Source organism: Cupriavidus sp. GW822-FHT03E04 (genome assembly GCF_058801495.1).
This window is the reverse complement of record NZ_JBXANI010000044.1, coordinates 38,597-55,381: the sequence shown is the minus strand read 5'-3', so window position 1 is coordinate 55,381 and position 16,785 is coordinate 38,597. Positions and strand designations below refer to the sequence as shown.

Sequence of the window (16,785 nt, the reverse complement as noted above, 5' to 3'; positions counted from 1 at the left end):
CCGTTGGCTTCGCTTCAAGTGGCTCCTAGCCAAACCGCCCCTCTCCCCGGCCCTCTCCCCATGAGGGGAGAGGGAGAAAACAGCCTTCGTCATGGCGCTCGGCGTTGGCCCATTCGGCGGCTTCGGCGAATGCCTCTGGTTTGTCAGCAGGCCAACTCAGGCCGCCATTCCCAGGAACTGCTGCAACTCGGGCGTAGCCGGGTTGCTGAACAGCTGCTCCGGCGGCCCGATCTCATGCACGCGCCCCTGATGCATGAACACCACCCGATTGCACACCTCGCGCGCAAAGCGCATTTCGTGCGTCACCATCAGCAGCGTCATGCCCTCGCTGGCCAGCTGGCGCACCACGTTCAGCACCTCCACCACCAGCTCCGGGTCCAGCGCCGAGGTAATCTCGTCGCATAGCAGCGCCCGTGGCTGCATGGCCAGCGCGCGCGCAATCGCCACCCGCTGCTGCTGCCCGCCGGAAAGCTGGTCGGGATAGCTGTCGAACTTCTCCCCCAGCGCCACCTTGGCCAGGCACTCGCGCGCGCGGCTCAATGCTTCCGGCTCTTTGACGCCGGCCGCCACGGTGGGCGCCAGCATCACGTTGCGCCCCGCGCTCAGGTGCGGGAACAGGTTGAACTGCTGGAAGATCATGCCGACCTTGCGCCGCAGCGCGCGCAGCTCCAGCTCGCTGCTGCCGAGCTTGGCGCCTGCCACGGTGATGTTGCCTTCGTCGATGCTCTCCAGGCCGTTGATACAGCGCAGCAAGGTGCTCTTGCCCGAGCCGCTCTTGCCGATGATGGCAATCACCTCGCCGGCCTCCACCTTCAGGTCGATGCCCTTGAGCACTTCGTTCGCGCCGAAGCGCTTCTTTACGTTTTCAATGGCGATGAGCGACATTGAGCTTCCTTTCCAGGTGACGGCTGTAGCGGGATAGCGGCCAGCACAGCGCAAAGTAGATCAGCGCGACCAGCGCGTAGACGGTAAAGGGGCTGAAGGTGGCGTTGGTGATGACCGTGCCCGCCTTGGACAGCTCGACAAAGCCGATGATGGACGCCAGCGCCGTGCCCTTGATGATCTGCACCACGAACCCCACCGTGGGCGCAATGGCAATGCGCAGCGCCTGCGGCAGGATCACGTAGCGCATCTGCTGCAGGTGGCCCAGCGAGAGGCAGCCGGCGGCTTCCCACTGGCCCTTGGGGATGGCCTCGACGCAGCCGCGCCAGATCTCCGCCAGGTAGGCGCCGGACCACAGCGATAACGCCAGGCCAGCGGCCAGCCAGGCCGGGATCTCCACGCCGAACAGCGCCAGGCCGAAGAACGCCAGGAACAGCTGCATCAGCAGCGGCGTGCCCTGGAACACTTCGATAAAGGCCCACGCCGCGCGGCGCAGCGGCGCGCGCCGGCTGATGCGCATCAGCAGCACCAGCAGCCCGATGACGGCACCGCCGGCAAAGGCCACCAGCGACAGCACCACGGTCCAGCGCACCGCCATCAGCAGGTTGCGCAGGATGTCCCAGGTTGAAAAATCGGTCATGACGCCCTCCGGAACAGCATGCCGCCAATGCCGCGCAGCACCTGGCGCAGCCCGATGGCAAGCAGCAGGTAGATGGCGGTGGTCAGCAGGTAGACCTCGAACGCGCGGAAATTCCGGCCCTGGACGAAGTTGGCGGCAAAGGTCAGGTCCTCGACCGCGATCTGCGAGCACACCGCCGAGCCCAGCATGACGATCACCACCTGGCTGGACAGCGCCGGCCAGATCTTCTTCAGGGCGGGGCGCAGCACCACGTGGCGAAACACCAGGAAGGGCGACATCGCCAGGCTGGCGCCCGCTTCAAGCTGGCCGCGCGGCACGGCCGCGATGCCCGCGCGGACAATCTCCGCGCTGTAGGCGCCAAGATTGATCACCATGGCCAGGATGGCGGCCTGCATTTCTCCCAGTTGCACGCCCGCGCTGGGCAGGCCGAAGAAGATAAAGAACAGCTGGATCAGGAACGGCGTATTGCGGATCAGCTCCACATAGCCGCCCGCGACGGCCGCCAGCCAGGCCGGGCCCTGGGTGCGCGCCCATGCGCAGGCGATGCCGAGGGTCACCCCCAGCACGCCGCCCATGGCGGTGAGTTCAGCCGTGACTTTGACGCCGTGCGCGAATACGCCGGCGTAGTCGAAGGCCGAGAGGAAATCGAATTGGTAGGACATGCGGTAGCGATCGGTGGAGGCGCCCGGTTGGGGCGCTCATGAGCGCGGAGCTGGCGCAGTACGCCATGCCGCAGCGGCTGCCCGCCGGGCACGGCTTCGCGTGGCTTGGGCCGTCAGTGCATCAATGCATCAACGCATCAAAGCGTGGCCGGCAGCGGCATGCCCAGCCACTTCACCGTGATCGCATTGAGCTCGCCGTCCTTTTTCACTTCCGCCAGGATGGCGTTGACCTTGGCTTGCAGCTTGGGCTCGCCCTTGTTCAGGCCGATGAAGCAGGGCGAGTTCTTGATCAGGAACTTCGGCTCTGGCTTCTTGGGCGGGTTCTTGGCGAGGATGGCGGCTGCCACCACGTTGCCCGTCGCCACCAGTTGCACCTGGCCGGACAGGAACGCGCTGATGGTGCCGTTGTTGTCTTCGTAGCGCTTGATGGTGGCCGTCGCCGGGGCGATCTTGGTCAGTTCCAGGTCCTCCACCGCGCCGCGCGTCACGCCGATGGTCTTGCCGGCCAGTTCGGCGGCACCGGTCACTTTCTGGTCGGCCGGGCCAAACACGCCGTTATAAAACGGTGCGTAAGCCTCGCTGAAATCGATGGCCTTCTCGCGCTCGGCGTTCTTGCCCATGCTGGAGATCACCAGGTCCACCTTCCTGGTCTGCAGGTAGGGCACGCGGTTGGTGCTGGTCACGGGCACCAGTTCCAGCTTCACGCCCATCTTCTTGGCGATCAGTGCCGCCACGTCGATGTCCAGCCCCTGGGGCTTCATCTCGGCGTTGACCGAGCCGAACGGCGGAAAGTCCTGCGGCACCGCGACCTTGAGCACGCCGGCCTTGACCACATCGTCCAGCGCTTCGGCGCCGGCGGTTTGCATCGAGAAGGCGAGGGCAGCGGCACCGAGGCCGAGGAGGAGTTTGGAGAGCTTCATAAGGGTCCTTGCTAGCTTGCCGTTAGGGTGGAAATTCAAAGAATCGAAATCGAAGAAGCAGGTCGTTGCTATCTAGCGGTTGCCCGCGCGCTCAGGCCGCATGCCCCAGCGGGCTCAGCGCCTGGCGCAGCGGATCGGGCGGGTCCGCCGGCGTGGCGGCGCTCAGGCCGGCTTCGACGTGGCACAGGTGGGCGTCCATCAGCGCGATGGCGCGCTCGGTATCGCCAGCGGCAAGCGCTGCCACGATCAGCACATGCTCGGCGCAGGACTCGTTGGCTTGGTGGCTGGACTGGTAGCGCATGGCAATCAGCGTGGTGCGCGCCGTCAGGTCGCGCAGCGTGTCGGCCAGCAGCACATTGCCCACGCATTCGCCCAGGCACACATGGAAGTCGCCCAGCAGGTAGCTGCGCAGGGCGGTGTCGTCGGCGCTCAGCGCGCGCTGCTCCTGCGCCACGTGCTCCTGTAACCGGCCGATGGCAGCGGCGGAGACCGGCGCCGCATAGCGCAGCAAGCCAAGCTCGATCGCGCGCCGGGCGGCAAATGCCTGGCGGGCTTCCTGCCGCGACGGCTCGATCACAAACCAGCCGCGCCGGGCGGACACCGTGACAATGCCGCGCGCCGCCAGCCGGGTCAGGGCTTCGCGCACCAGCGTGCGGCTGACGCTGAACAGCCCGGCCAGCGCCTGCTCGCCCAGCCGCGTGCCGGGCGCCAGGCGCTGGGCCAGGATCGATTGCGTGATGCGTTCGGCAATCTCGGCGGAAGTGCTGCCGCGGGCGTGGCCGGCGGTATCGCTGAAGGCTGGCATGGAGGGAGCGGCGAAAGTCATGCCAGCCTCAGACGCAAGAGGTATGCCAGACTGATATACAAGCGTGATGTGCAGTTTTTGTACGCAAAACGGCCTTGGCCCGGGCTGGGCGCGCACCAGTTGGGCGCGGCTTATGCCGCTGGCGAGTGCAAGTGCACGGCAGTGGTGCGGCGAGCGCTGCCGGCAAAGTGCTCAGGCTGCGTGTGCAAGGCGCGCGTGGAGGCCGAGGCCCTTGCCGAGAAAGGGCTGCGCGGCCTGAGCATGTGCATCAGCATCGACGATTTCGGCGCGGGCTACTTGTTCTCCGGGCCGCTCGCATCGGAGGATGTTTCCGCCTTGCTGAGGGAACGGGTTCTCGCGCCAAGCCTGGCCTGATCCGATCACCACCCACCGCCCAGCGCGCGGAACGTCGCCACCGCGGCACGCGCGTTGTCGGCGTGCACGCGGGCCTGCTGGTCGCGCGCGGCCAGCAACTGGCGCTCCTCATCCAACACCTCGAACAGGCTCACGGCCCCGCCCTTGTAAGCATCTTCGGAAGCGCCGCGCGCGCGTTCGTGGGCGTCGATCTCGGTGCTCAGCTCCTTGCCTTGCGATTCCAGCTCGGTCAGCGTGACGATGGCGTTCTCGACGTCTTCGGTCGCGCGCAGCATGGCCTTGCGGTAGTTGACCAGCGCCTCGGCGTTGGCGCCCTTGGCTTGCGCCACCTCGGCATCCACACGGCCGAAGTCGAACAGGCGCCAGCGCAAGCCCGCTGCCGCCACCGGCTGGAACGCGGCAGCGGAAAACAGCTTGCCGCCGCTCAGGCTCTCAAAGCCGAGCAGCGCGGATAGGGACAGCTTGGGGTAGTACTCGGCGGTGGCCGCGCCGATGCGCGCGCTGCTGGCGGCCAGCCTGCGCTCCGCCGCGATCACGTCGGGGCGGCGGCGCAGCAGGTCGGCGGGACCCTGGGCCACGGAGATGGCCGGCACGGCCACGCCGTTCGGCAGGGGGCCAAGCTCGGCGGCGTAGGTGCCCGGCTGCGCGCCCATCAGCACATCGAGCCGGTTCAACTGGGTTTGCAGCTCGATCCGCAAGGGAGGGATGGTGACGCGCGCCTGCGCCACCAGCGCTTGCGCCTGGGCTACCTCGCGGCTGGACGCAAGCCCGTCGTGCAAGCGCAATTGCACCAGGTCCAGCAGCTTGCCGTTGTTCGTCACCTGCTCCTGCGCAATGGCAATGCGCTGCTGCGCGCCGCGCACGCGGAAGTAGGCATCGGCGGCCTCGGCCGCCACCGAGATGCGCGCGCCGAGCTGGTTGGCCTGCGCGGCCTGCGCCTCGGCGTCGGCCGCCTCTGCGCCACGCCGCAGGCCGCCGAACAGGTCGATCTCCCAGCTCGCGCCCGCGCCCACATCGTAGAGCGCGGCATTGCGGTCGTAGCCGGGGAACTTGCTCGCGATCTTGCCTAGCGGGCTTTCCAGCGACTGATGCACCTTGGCCGCCTGCGCCGACAAACTGCCTTGGGGCAGCAACTGCGCACCGGCCTCGGCGGCAGCGGCCCGCGCCTGCTGCACGCGGGCAAACGCGGCGGCCAGGTCCAGGTTCTGGTCCAGCGCGCGCTGGACGATGCGCGTGAGCGCGGGATCGTCGAATCCCGTCCACCAGGTATCCAGCGGCGGCGCAGGCTGGCGCGTGGCGCGTGCAGCCAGCGCATCGGCATGCGGGTAGCTGGCTGCGGTGTCGGCCGCGGGCGTCTTGTAGTCCGGGCCTGCCGCGGCGCAAGCCGCCAGGCCCAGCGCCGTCAGCGCTGCCGCGCAGAGCGCGGTGGCCCGCGTCGCGTGCCGGCGCAGGTGCTGGTACGGCCGCGGCTGTTCAGGCGCGAGTCCGGGGCGGGGCGGGGTACGGCTCATGTCCATCTCCTTCAGGGATTCAGGGAAACCAGGAAGCGGCTTGATCGCCGCCCCAGCGGTTTTGTTCAACAAGTTACTTGCATGATGATATTTACAACTCTATACTAACTTTCATCTTGATAGCAACCTGATTTCCCGGAGGTGGCGAACATGCAGAAAAAGCCGCTCGACAACGCGCCTTGCCCCATTGCCCGCAGCCTGGCGCGGGTGGGTGAGCCGTGGAGCATCCTGATCCTGCGCGAGGCGTTCTATGGCAACAGCCGCTTCGACGAATTCCAGAAGCAGCTGGGCATTGCGCCCAACATGCTGGCGCGCCGCCTCGAAACCCTGGTGCGCGAGGGCCTGCTTGCGCGGCGCCAGTACTGCGAGCGGCCGCCGCGTTTCGAATACCTGCTGACTGACCGGGGCCGCGAATTCCGCCCGGTGATGCTGGCGCTGCTGGCCTGGGGCAACCGCCACTTCTCGCCCGAGGGCGAGAGCGTGCTGCTGGTGGACCGCCAGACCGGCGCCACCGTTATCCCGATCCTGGTGGATGCGCAGACCGGGCATCCGATTACCGATGCCGATCACGTGGTCGTGGCCGGCCCGGCCGCCAGCGAGGGCGTCCGCCGCAAGCTCGAAAAGTCGGCGCGGGCACGCGCGGCCACCATCCCCGATGTCCCGCAGGCAACTGTCCATATGTGAAAGCGCTGCAGCGTTAGCGTGTTGAAGCAAAAGTTAGAGCGAAAACCAGAGGAAGCGTCATGACAAGCGATATCACCGCCGAGCGTGCAGGCCCGGCGCCCATCCCCGTTACCCGCAAGCCCCGCATCAGCCGCAAGCGGCTGATCATGACCGGCGCGCTCATCGCCGCCGGCCTTGGCGCCGCCGCCTATGGCCAGCACTGGTGGACGCACGGCCGCTTCCTGCAAAGCACCGACGATGCTTATGTCGGCGGTGAAGTCACGGTGATTGCGCCGAAGGTGCCGGGCTACCTGGCGCAAGTGCTGGTGACCGACAACCAGCAGGTGCACGCCGGCGACTTGCTGGCCCGCATCGATGACCGCGACTACCGCGCCGCGCTGGCCAAGGCGGAAGGGGCGGTGGCCGCCCAGCAGGCGCTGCTGGCCAACCTGGACGCCACCCGCTCCTTGCAGGAAGCCGTGATCGGCCAGGCCCGGGCGGCGGTCACCGCGGTGAATGCCGACACCCTGCGCTCGCGCGACGACCAGGTTCGTTACCAGAGCCTGGCTGCCAAATCGGCCGTATCGGTCCAGAGCTCGCAGAAGGCTGACTCGGACTACAAGCAAGCTCTCGCCAACACGCAGAAGGCGCAGGCCAGCCTGCTCGCGGCGCAGCGCCAGGTCGACGTGATTGCCACGCAGAAGCTGCAAGCGCAGGCGGCGCTCGCGCAAGCCGTTGCCGAGCGCGACATCGCCAAATTGAACCTGGGCTACACGGAGTTGCGCGCGCCCATCGACGGCACCATCGGCAACCGCCGCGCCCGCGTGGGCGCCTACGCCGCGGGCGGCGCGCAACTGCTGTCGGTGGTGCCGGCACGCGGCCTGTGGGTCGATGCGAATTTCAAGGAAGGGCAGCTTGCGCATCTGCGCCCGGGCATGCGTGCCACCGTGGAGGCCGACGTGTTGCCCGGCCGCGTGTTCCACGGCCGCGTACTCAGCCTGGCGCCGGCCACGGGGGCACAGTTCAGCGTGCTGCCGCCGGAGAACGCCACCGGCAACTTCACCAAGATCGTCCAGCGCGTGCCGGTGCGCATCATGCTGGATGACAACGAGGCCGCGCTGGCCATGCTGCGGCCCGGCTTGTCGGTGCTGGCGCAAGTCGATTCCCGCGCCGACGCGCAGGTGCAACCATGAGCAGCAGCGTCCTGGCCGAGCCCGGGCAGGCCACGCAGCCAGCCGAGCCCGCGCAGCCGTCCGCGCCGGCGTATTCCGTGGCCTCCATGAGCACGGGCGCCAAGGTGCTGGCCTTCGCTACCATGTGCGTGGGCATGTTCATCGCCTTGCTGGATATCCAGATCGTCTCGGCCTCGCTGCGCGACATCGGCGGCGGGCTGTCGGCGGGCACCGATGAAACCGTGTGGGTGCAGACCAGCTACCTGATCGCCGAGATCATCGTGATTCCGCTGTCGGGCTGGCTGTCGCGCGTGATGTCCACACGCTGGCTGTTTGCCGTTTCGGCGGCGGGCTTTACGCTAACCAGCCTGCTGTGCGGCCTCGCCTGGAACATCCAGAGCATGATCGCCTTTCGCGCCATGCAGGGCTTCCTCGGCGGCTCGATGATTCCGCTGGTGTTCACCACCGCCTTCGCCTTTTTCGGCGGCAAGCAGCGTGTGATTGCCGCAGCCACCATCGGTGCCCTGGCCTCGCTGGCGCCCACGCTCGGGCCCACCGTGGGCGGCTGGATCACCGACAACTACTCCTGGCACTGGCTGTTCTTCATCAACCTGGTGCCGGGCATCTTCATCACGGTGGCGGTGCCGCTGCTGGTGCGCGTGGACCAGCCCAACTGGTCGCTGGTGCGTGGCGCCGACTATCTCGGCATGACGCTGATGGCGCTGTTCCTCGGCTGCCTGCAGTACACGCTGGAAGAAGGCCCGCGCTGGGACTGGTTTGGCGACGATGTGATTCTCACCACGGCCTGGATCTCGGGCATGGCGGGCGTCGGCTTTGTCTGGCGCAGCCTGACCTACGCCCATCCGGTGGTGGACCTGCGCGCGCTCAAGGACCGCAACTTCGCACTCGGCTGCTTCTTCTCGTTCATCACCGGCGTGGGCATCTTCGCCACCATCTATCTCACGCCGCTGTTCCTGGGCCACGTGCGTGGCTTCAGCGCGCTGCAGATCGGGCTGGCGGTGTTCTCGACCGGTGTGTTCCAGGTCATGTCGATCCCTGTCTATGCCTTCTTCGCCAATCGTGTGGACCTGCGCTGGCTGATGATGTTCGGGCTGGGCTGCTTTGCCTTCTCGATGTGGCAGTTCGCGCCGATTACGCATGACTGGGGCGCGCAGGAACTGTTGCTGCCGCAGGCGTTCCGCGGCATGGCGCAGCAGTTCTCGGTGGCGCCGGCGGTCACGCTCACGCTGGGATCGCTAGCGCCGGAGCGGCTCAAGCTGGCGTCCGGGCTGTTCAACCTGATGCGCAACCTGGGCGGCGCGATCGGCATTGCCAGTTGCGCGACCATCCTGAACGACCGCACCAACCTGCATTTCCAGCGCCTGGCTGAGCACCTGAACTACAGCAACGAGGCCATGGGCGCGCTGCTGCAGGCGGTGGGCAGCAATATGGCCGCGCTGGGCCATGACGTCGCCGATGCGCAGTCCGCCGCGCTCAGGCAACTGTGGGCACTGACCTGGCGCGAGGCGCAGACGCAGACGTTTGGCGATGCCTTCCTGGTCATCATGGTGTGCTTTGCCATCGCCACCGCCATGGTGCCGCTGCTGCGCAAGGCGGGGCCGCCCATGGCGCCATCGGCCGATGCGCATTGAGGCCTTCCACACCCGGGAGATGAATGATGAACACCCGTTTAGCTAGCGCGCTGGCCTGTGCCGCGCTGTTTGCCGCCATGGCGGCACAAACCGTCCACGCCGGCACGGAGCGCCCGCGCGACTCCGGCGTGGGATGCGCCCGCGCCGACAACCGCTATTGCAAGGCGCCGCAGGGCGCGGCGGCTGGCGATGCGCAAGCGCCATGGCTGGCCGCTACGCGGCCGGCTTCGTCCACCACCCCAAGGAGCCTGTGATGAAAACCAGGGAAGTTGTGTTATGCCACCCCGTTCGCACCGCCATCGGCGCCTATAACGGTTCGCTCAAGGCCACGCCGGCAACCGAACTGGGCGCGGCGGTCATCCGCGAGACGGTGCGCCGCGCTGGCGTCGATCCAGAGCGGATCGGCAGCGTGGTCTTTGGCAATGTGATCCAGGCGGGCAACAGGATGAATCCCGCCCGGCAGGCGGCCATCGGCGCGGGCCTGCCGGTTTCGCTGCCGGCGATGACGGTCAACCGCGTGTGCGGTTCCGGCGCGCAGGCCATCGCCAGTGCCGCCGATGAAATCTGGCTCGGCCATGTCGACGTGGCGATTGCCGGTGGCATGGAGAATATGGACCAGGCGCCTTACCTGATGCCCGCCGCCCGCTGGGGCAGCCGCATGGGCGACGCGGCACTGCAGGACAGCATGCTGCGCGATGGCCTGGTGGATGCATTCTCGGGTGAGCACTCCGGCTGGCATACCGAGGACCTGGTGGCGCGCAACAAGATCAGCCGCGACGAACAGGACCGCTGGGCCGAACGCTCGCAAAGCCGCTTTGCCCGCGCGCAGGAGCAAGGCCGTTTCGTGGAGCAGATCATCGGTGTGCCCGTGAAGGCAAAGGGCGGCACGTCCACGTTCAACGTGGATGAAGCGAACCGGCCGGATACCACCTTCGAGATTCTCAGCAAGCTGCGTCCGGCGTTTCGCAAGGACGGCACCATCACCGCGGGCAATGCACCGGGGCTCAATAGCGGCGCGGCCGCCATGCTGGTCGCCGAACGATCGCTGGCCGAGAGCCTCGGGCTGGCGCCGATGGCCCGGCTGGTGGCCTATGGCGTAGGCGCCGTCGAGCCGGGCTTGTTCGGCCTTGGGCCCGTTCCGGCTGTGCGCCAGGCGCTGCAGCGCGCGCAATGGGCGCTGGGCGATGTCGAGTGGCTCGAGATCAATGAGGCCTTCGCTGCGGTGCCCCTGGCAGTGGCTGGGGAGCTCGGATTGCCGCTCGACATCATCAACGTGGAGGGCGGCGCGATCGCGCATGGCCATCCCATCGGCGCAACCGGGGCGGTGCTCACCACACGCCTGCTGTACGCGATGCGTGCGCATGGGCTACGCCGGGGCATCGTGACGCTGTGCATCGGGGGCGGGCAGGGCATTGCGCTGGCGCTCGAAGCACTGGACTAGACGGCACCGGCGGGGACGGCATTGCGGCGTTTCAATCCAGCTATCATGTTGAAAGTATCAAGATGCCGAAGCGGAGTCCTCAACCATGCAAAGAAAAACCTTCAGGAACATGCAATGCCCCATCGCCCGCGGGCTGGAGCGGGTTGGCGAGTGGTGGAGCATGCTGCTGATGCGCGAGGCGTTCTATGGCGCGCGGCGTTTCGACGACTTCCAGAAGAACCTGGACATCGCGCCCAATATGCTCACGCGCCGCCTCACCGCGCTGGTGGAGGAGGGGCTGCTGGAGCGCCAGCAGTACTCGGAGAAGCCACCGCGCTACGAGTATGTGCTGACGCAATGCGGGCGGGATTTCCTGCCCGTGCTGCTGGCCATGCTGGCCTGGGGCAACAAGCACTTCGCGCCGGAAGGCCCCAGCGTGGAATTGCGCGACAAGGAAACCGGCAAGGTGGTCGATCCCGTGCTGGTGGATGCCGGCACGGGCGAGCGGCTGAGTTTCAAGCGGCATGCCCTGGTGGCCGGCCCGGCCGCCGCGGACGGCATGCGCCGGCGCCTGGCATCCGCCGCCGGCTTCCTCGGGGGCGCCGAGCAAGCCGGGGAGGCGGGCGACGCGGTGCTCACCGGCGACCTGCCGTAGGCGCTTTGCACTGTTAGCCACTGTTGGCCGCAGTTAACCACGGTTAAGCAAGTCGGACATTGAAGCGGGGAACGTCATGAAGATTCTGGTCCTGGGCGCTGGCGCCATGGGTGGCTACTATGGCGCTCGCCTGATGCAGGCGGGGGCGGATGTCACGTTCCTGGTGCGGCCACGGCGCGCCGAAGCGCTGGCGAGAGACGGCCTGACCGTGCGCAGCGAGCTTGGCGATATCCGCGCCGCCGTGAAGACGGTGCTGGCCGAGCACGCCAAGGCAGACTACGACCTGGTTCTGCTGGCATGCAAGACCTATGACCTGGACAGCGCGATGGCCGCGCTGGGCCCGGTGCTTTCTGCCAGCGGGGGCAAGCGCGCGGCGATCCTGCCGCTGGTCAACGGGTTGCGCGCGTATGAGACGCTGGACGCGCGCTACGGCCGCGACAGGGTGCTTGGCGGCGTGTCGTACATTGCCACCACGCTGGACGCCGCTGGCGCGGTGGTGCATCAAGGCGCGGTCGACAGGCTCATCGTGGGCGCGCGTGTCGAGTCGGCACAGGGCCTGGCCAGCGCCTTCCATGCGCTTGCGGCCAGCACGCCCGGCACGCGTGAGTTGTCACCGGCCATCGACCAGGCGCTATGGAACAAGTGGGTGATGATCTCGGCTGGTGCGCTGATGACCTGCCTGATGCGCGGCACCGTCGGCGAGATCGTCAGGACGGTGGACGGCCGGGCGCTGATGCAGCAGGCCATGGACGAATGCGCGGCGGTGGCGCGTTTGTCCGGGCACGCCTTGCCCGAGCCGGTGGCCCAAGCCATGGCCGCGCGCCTGCTGGACGAGAACTCGGCCTGGGCCGCCTCCATGATGCGCGATATCGCGCAGGGCGCGCCCCGCCTGGAGGCGTACGACATCGTCGGCGACATGGCGCAGCGTGCCGCGCGGCTGGGGCATGCGGTGCCGCTGGTGCGCATCGCCTATAGCCACCTGCAGGTCTACGAAGCGCAGCGCGCCGCGGCCTAACGCGCCGAGGCCGCCTGCGCGGCGGCGGCCGCGCGGCGCTCCCGCGCCGCACGCCGGAACATGCCCGGCCCCACGCCAAAGTACGCTTTGAAGGCGCGCCCGAAGGCGGCCTCGGAGGCATAGCCGCAATGCTCGCCGATGCTGGCCGCGGAGCCGCGGTCCAGCGTCAGCAGGCGGGCGGCCATTTCCATGCGCAAGGTGGTCACGAACTGCAGCGGCGTCTCGCCGCTGAGCTGGGCGAAGCGCCGCGCGAACGTGGCGCGCGACACATTGCACACCGCCGCCAGCGACGCCACCGACCACGGCTCGGCCGGGGCGCGCAGCACCGCATCGATCGCCTTGGACAGCCGCGCATCGGCCATCAGCGCCAGCAGGCTATGCGTGACGCCGCCCTGCGCGATCAGCGCGCGCAACAGCAGGGTCAGCAACGCGGTGGAGAGCTGCCCGATGACCGCCGCGCCACCTGGCTCGGGCGCCTGCGCCTCGTTGCGCATCATGTCGATCAGCGCATGCAGCCAGGCGCAATCGGCGCGCCGCGCGGTGGCCACACGCAGCACCGGCGGCAGGTTGCGCAACAGCACCGTGCCCGGCAAGCCCAGCACGAACGTGCCGCACAGCATGTCCAGCGGATGCGCGTCGCCGGGCATCGTCACCTCGGTCAGCAAGCCATTGAAGCGCGTCGTCTGGGCCGGCATGGCGCGGTGCGCGCCGGCGGCACCTTCGGCCCCCTCGGTCCCATCGGGCAGGCTGCGCAGCGTGTGCGCGCTGCCATGCGGGAACAGCAGCACGTCGCCCGTATCGAGCGAGATGGCCTCCTGCGCCACCAGCGCGCGCGCCTGCCCCTTCAGGATGATGTGATACGGCAGGTGGCCGGCGGGCGCCGCCGCGTTGTCCACCCGCCAGTTGCCGGCGAAATGGCAGTGCAGGTCGACGGTGCCGGCGGGCGAAAGCATACGCACAAGTTCGGTCAAGCTATCCATGGTGGGAACGGTGGCATCAAGACGGATACGGCGTGTTGAGACGATAGGGCAAGATAATGCGACGATTATATGCGGTAAATCGCATATGGCGCGCCTAGACTTCAGTCCATGGAAGCAGCGCAACAAACACAGCGCGGGTCCATCAACCAACCGCAAAGGAGTGCCGTCATGTCCCGTCTTTACACCATCAACCCCGCCGAAGCCACCGGCCAGGCCGCCCAACTGTTCGCCGCCATCAAGGGCGCCGTGGGCAAGGTGCCCAACGCTTACGCGGTGATTGGCAGCAATGCCCCCGAGGTGCTGGCCCACGCGCTGCAAACCGGCGCGCTGCTCAAGAATGCTACGCTCAGCGCCCGCGAGCTCGAAGCGATCAACCTTGCCGTCAGCGAAGCGTCGGGTTGTGACTATTGCGTGGCCGCGCACACCATGACCGGCAAGATGGCCGGCTATACCGCCGAACAAACGCGTGAGCTGCGCGCCGGCGAGTACCCGCAAGACAGCAAGATCGACGCGCTGGTCCGCTTCGCACTGGCCGTGACCACGACTTCCGGCACGGTGCCTGCCGGCGTCGTCGCCAATGTGCGCGAAGCCGGCTACACCGATCGGCAGATCGTCGAGAGCATCCAGGCCATCAGCGCGATCCTGTTCACCAATATGATCAACCGCGTCAACGATACGGTGATCGATTTCCCGAAGGTGGCGTGAGAGGCGGCGGAAGGCGAGGAGATCGTGACCCGCCTTCCGTTTGGCTCGCGTCTATCGACATGCGGAATCTTTCGTTCCGCTGCGATGCCCCTGCTGTGGACAATGAGGATCACGAGCGTCATGCCTGTCTTTTCGGCAAGACATTAATCCGATCGATCCAACCAGCGTCCATTCATGTCCCGACCCCGATCCCTACTCCGCATTCTTGCCACTGGCCTGCTGCTCGGCGCCACGTTCTCCGCGCTGGCCGACACCGCCATTCTCAACGCCGGCTACGACGTCACCCGCGAGCTGTACCGTGAGATCAACCCCGGCTTTGTCGCTAACTGGAGGCAGGCGAGTGGCGAGACGCTGGTCATCAACCAGTCGCATGGCGGCTCGAGCAAGCAGGCGCGTTCGGTAGCCGATGGCCTGGAGGCCGACGTTGTGACCATGAACCAGGAGACCGACATCGATATCCTGGTGCAGCGGGGCGTGGTGGCGCAGGACTGGAAGAAGCGCCTGCCGGACAACGCGGCGCCGTACTACTCCACCATCGTGTTCCTGGTGCGCAAGGGCAATCCCAAGCGCATCCTGGACTGGGAGGACCTGGGCCGCGCTGGCGTGCAGGTGATCGTGCCGAACCCCAAGACTTCGGGCAACGGGCGCTACACGTACCTGGCGGCGTGGGGCGCGGCTATCCGCAAGGGCGGCAGCGAGGCCCAGGCGCGCGATGCGGTGGGCCGCCTGTTCCGCAATGTGCCGGTGCTCGATACCGGCGGCCGGGGCGCGACCACCAGCTTCACGCAGCGCCAGCTTGGCGATGTGCTGGCCACCTTCGAGAGCGAGGTGCACCAGATCCGCAAGGAGCTGGGAGACAGCTTCGAGGTGGTGTATCCGAGCCAGTCGATCATCGCGGAAGCGCCGGTGGCTGTGGTCGACAAGGTGGTGGACAAGCGCGGCACGCGCAAGGTGGCCACGGCCTATCTGCAATACCTGTGGTCCGATGCCGGCCAGGACGTGATCGCCCGCCAGTTCTACCGGCCGCGCTCGGCCGCGGTGCTCAAGACTCACGCGGCGCTGTTCCGGCCGATCCAGCTGTTTTCCGTCAGCGACGTGTTTGGCAGCTGGGCGCAGGCCCAGAGCCGGCATTTTGCCGATGGCGGCGAGTTCGACAAGATCTACCAGAGCCGCCTGTAAGCCAGGCGCAGGCGGCGGGTGAGTCCCGCCGCCCGCTTGCGGATGGCGTATCCGCTACGGCTTCGGGCTCAGCCCATTCAGGTGCTTGACCAGCTTGCCCAGCGTGGTGGCCTGGATCAGCAGGCTGAACACCACTACCAGGTAAGTCACGCCGATCAGCATCTCGCGGCCGGGGAACTCCGGCAGCGATAGCGCCAGCGCAATCGAGATGCCGCCGCGCAGGCCGCCCCAGGTCATGATGGTGGCCGAGTGCGGATTGAGCCGGCGGAAATTCTGCAGCGCCAGCAGCGGGATGGCCACGCTGATGCCGCGCGCAATCAGCACCACGGGAATCGCCGCCAGCCCCAGCCAGACGATATGCAGCTGCAGCGACAGCGCGATGATCTCCAGCCCGATCAGGCCAAACAGCACCAGGTTGAGCAACTCGTCCAGCAGGCCCCAGAAATTGAACAAGTGTTCGCGGGTCTTCTCCGACATCGACTTGCTGGTGCTATGGTTGCCGATCACCAGGCCCATGATGACCACCGACAGCGGCGCGGACACGTGCACCGCTTCAGCCAGGCTGTAGCCGCCGGTGGCGAGCGCCAGCGTGATCAGTATCTCGACCGGATAGCTGTCGATCCCGCGCAGCAGCACCGACGCCACATAGCCCACCACAATGCCCAGCACCACGGCGCCCAGCACTTCGCGCACCAGCGCGAGCGCCACGTGCGAAGCAGAGAATTCGGTGGCGCCGGTAGCTAGCCCCACCAGGGTCAGGAATGCCACCACCGCGGTGCCGTCGTTGAACAGCGATTCGCCCGCAATCTTGGTTTCCAGGCTTTCCGATGCGCCCGCGTTCTTGAGCACGCTGAGCACGGCGATCGGGTCGGTAGGGGAAATCAGCGCGCCGAACACCAGGCACCACAGCAGGCTGACCGGGTGGCCCAGCCACTGTGCGACATAGAAGAAGCCGAACCCGACCGCGGCGGTCGAGATCACCACGCCGACCGTGGCCAGCATGACCACGGCCCGGCGCTGGCGGCGCATGCGTGAGAGGTCGACGTGCAGGGCGCCGGCGAACAGCAGCAGGCTGAGCAGGCCGTGGAAGACCACGTCGGAGAAATCGATCTGGGCCACGAGCTTGCGGGCCTGCGCGACCATTTCAGGGTGGTTGAAGCCGAGGATGGACACGCTCAGGCAGGTCACCAGCCCGACGGCGGTGATGCCCAGGGTGTCGGGCAGCTTGATGAAGCGGTGGTTGATGACGCCGAAAATGGCGATGAGGGTGAAAAGGGCGCCAGTCCCTTGGAATACAGTCATGCGGGGAGTTCTCCTTGCAGATGGGTGATGCGGGTGTTTCAAGCATTACAAGCGTTACAAGCACTAGCGGCACTAGCGGCACTAGCGGCACTAGCGGCACTAGCGGCACTAGCGGCACTACTGGCAGTCCGCGTCGGGTGCGACGCTATGTGGATTTTGTGCCACATCAACCATATCAGCAATTGGGAAATTTCTTCAAGTGGCGCCCGCCTGACAAAAAAAAGAGGTTCAGCCGCCGCTGAACCCC

The 16,785-nt window shown here is 67.2% G+C and carries 18 protein-coding genes; 10 read left to right on the top strand and 8 right to left on the bottom strand.

Features of this window, described 5'->3' with window-relative positions:
* Positions 1 to 156 precede the first annotated feature (156 nt).
* The 5 genes from AC1RQC_RS38280 to AC1RQC_RS38260 all read right to left on the bottom strand — a co-directional run bounded on the left by AC1RQC_RS38280 (position 157) and on the right by AC1RQC_RS38260 (position 3,930).
* Positions 157 to 885 carry an amino acid ABC transporter ATP-binding protein gene (locus AC1RQC_RS38280; RefSeq protein ID WP_253931565.1) on the bottom strand — a complete coding sequence of 243 codons (729 nt, stop codon included), beginning with the start codon at positions 883 to 885 and terminating at the stop codon, positions 157 to 159.
* On the bottom strand, positions 866 to 1,522 hold the full coding sequence (locus AC1RQC_RS38275; RefSeq protein WP_174424714.1) for an amino acid ABC transporter permease: 657 nt from the start codon (positions 1,520 to 1,522) through the stop codon (positions 866 to 868). The genes AC1RQC_RS38280 and AC1RQC_RS38275 overlap by 20 nt, the downstream gene beginning before the upstream one ends.
* Positions 1,519 to 2,184, bottom strand: coding sequence for an amino acid ABC transporter permease (locus AC1RQC_RS38270; RefSeq protein ID WP_416052185.1), 666 nt, complete (start codon positions 2,182 to 2,184; stop codon positions 1,519 to 1,521). The genes AC1RQC_RS38275 and AC1RQC_RS38270 overlap by 4 nt, the downstream gene beginning before the upstream one ends.
* Before the next feature lie 137 nt (positions 2,185 to 2,321).
* On the bottom strand, positions 2,322 to 3,104 hold the full coding sequence (locus AC1RQC_RS38265) for a transporter substrate-binding domain-containing protein (protein WP_150988280.1): 783 nt from the start codon (positions 3,102 to 3,104) through the stop codon (positions 2,322 to 2,324).
* A 91-nt stretch (positions 3,105 to 3,195) separates the two neighbouring features.
* Positions 3,196 to 3,930, bottom strand: a complete 735-nt coding sequence (locus AC1RQC_RS38260) for a GntR family transcriptional regulator (protein WP_492374612.1) — start codon at positions 3,928 to 3,930, stop codon at positions 3,196 to 3,198.
* 57 nt (positions 3,931 to 3,987) lie between these two features.
* Between AC1RQC_RS38260 and AC1RQC_RS38255 the strand changes: the two genes are divergently transcribed.
* Complete coding sequence (locus AC1RQC_RS38255; RefSeq protein WP_492886589.1) at positions 3,988 to 4,284, top strand: hypothetical protein; 297 nt, start codon at positions 3,988 to 3,990, stop codon at positions 4,282 to 4,284.
* A gap of 5 nt (positions 4,285 to 4,289) precedes the next feature.
* On the opposite strand, the gene AC1RQC_RS38250 is transcribed toward AC1RQC_RS38255, so the two are convergent.
* Positions 4,290 to 5,795 carry an efflux transporter outer membrane subunit gene (locus AC1RQC_RS38250; protein WP_492831147.1) on the bottom strand — a complete coding sequence of 502 codons (1,506 nt, stop codon included), beginning with the start codon at positions 5,793 to 5,795 and terminating at the stop codon, positions 4,290 to 4,292.
* A 150-nt stretch (positions 5,796 to 5,945) separates the two neighbouring features.
* Here AC1RQC_RS38250 and AC1RQC_RS38245 point away from each other — a divergent pair, with 150 nt between their 5' ends.
* From AC1RQC_RS38245 to AC1RQC_RS38215, 7 genes are all read left to right on the top strand, one after another.
* Positions 5,946 to 6,479 (top strand): winged helix-turn-helix transcriptional regulator, encoded by a 534-nt coding sequence (locus tag AC1RQC_RS38245; RefSeq protein WP_492886588.1) that lies wholly within the window; start codon positions 5,946 to 5,948, stop codon positions 6,477 to 6,479.
* A gap of 59 nt (positions 6,480 to 6,538) precedes the next feature.
* On the top strand, positions 6,539 to 7,651 hold the full coding sequence (locus tag AC1RQC_RS38240) for an HlyD family secretion protein (RefSeq protein WP_416052190.1): 1,113 nt from the start codon (positions 6,539 to 6,541) through the stop codon (positions 7,649 to 7,651).
* Positions 7,648 to 9,282 (top strand): DHA2 family efflux MFS transporter permease subunit, encoded by a 1,635-nt coding sequence (locus tag AC1RQC_RS38235; RefSeq protein WP_492886587.1) that lies wholly within the window; start codon positions 7,648 to 7,650, stop codon positions 9,280 to 9,282. The genes AC1RQC_RS38240 and AC1RQC_RS38235 overlap by 4 nt, the downstream gene beginning before the upstream one ends.
* Before the next feature lie 23 nt (positions 9,283 to 9,305).
* Entirely contained in the window at positions 9,306 to 9,536 is a 231-nt protein-coding gene (locus tag AC1RQC_RS38230; protein WP_492814077.1) for a hypothetical protein, read from the top strand.
* Positions 9,536 to 10,723: a thiolase family protein gene (locus AC1RQC_RS38225; RefSeq protein WP_492374618.1), complete on the top strand. Its 1,188-nt coding sequence runs from the start codon at positions 9,536 to 9,538 to the stop codon at positions 10,721 to 10,723. The genes AC1RQC_RS38230 and AC1RQC_RS38225 overlap by 1 nt, the downstream gene beginning before the upstream one ends.
* Positions 10,724 to 10,808: 85 nt before the next feature.
* Complete coding sequence (locus AC1RQC_RS38220; protein ID WP_492374619.1) at positions 10,809 to 11,357, top strand: winged helix-turn-helix transcriptional regulator; 549 nt, start codon at positions 10,809 to 10,811, stop codon at positions 11,355 to 11,357.
* Positions 11,358 to 11,433: 76 nt separating this feature from the next.
* Positions 11,434 to 12,372 (top strand): 2-dehydropantoate 2-reductase, encoded by a 939-nt coding sequence (locus tag AC1RQC_RS38215; protein WP_492886586.1) that lies wholly within the window; start codon positions 11,434 to 11,436, stop codon positions 12,370 to 12,372.
* Here the strand turns inward: AC1RQC_RS38215 and AC1RQC_RS38210 are convergent.
* Entirely contained in the window at positions 12,369 to 13,352 is a 984-nt protein-coding gene (locus AC1RQC_RS38210) for an AraC family transcriptional regulator (RefSeq protein WP_492886585.1), read from the bottom strand. The genes AC1RQC_RS38215 and AC1RQC_RS38210 overlap by 4 nt on opposite strands.
* A 168-nt stretch (positions 13,353 to 13,520) precedes the next feature.
* Between AC1RQC_RS38210 and AC1RQC_RS38205 the strand changes: the two genes are divergently transcribed.
* Together AC1RQC_RS38205 and AC1RQC_RS38200 are read left to right on the top strand one after the other, a co-directional pair.
* Positions 13,521 to 14,057: a carboxymuconolactone decarboxylase family protein gene (locus AC1RQC_RS38205; RefSeq protein WP_492886584.1), complete on the top strand. Its 537-nt coding sequence runs from the start codon at positions 13,521 to 13,523 to the stop codon at positions 14,055 to 14,057.
* Between the two features lie 174 nt (positions 14,058 to 14,231).
* Positions 14,232 to 15,236 (top strand): sulfate ABC transporter substrate-binding protein, encoded by a 1,005-nt coding sequence (locus tag AC1RQC_RS38200; protein ID WP_492374622.1) that lies wholly within the window; start codon positions 14,232 to 14,234, stop codon positions 15,234 to 15,236.
* Between the two features lie 54 nt (positions 15,237 to 15,290).
* On the opposite strand, the gene AC1RQC_RS38195 is transcribed toward AC1RQC_RS38200, so the two are convergent.
* The gene (locus AC1RQC_RS38195) at positions 15,291 to 16,538 is read right to left on the bottom strand and encodes a cation:proton antiporter (protein WP_183031132.1); all 1,248 of its coding nucleotides are present in this window, start codon (positions 16,536 to 16,538) and stop codon (positions 15,291 to 15,293) included.
* Between the last annotated feature and the right edge of the window lie 247 nt (positions 16,539 to 16,785).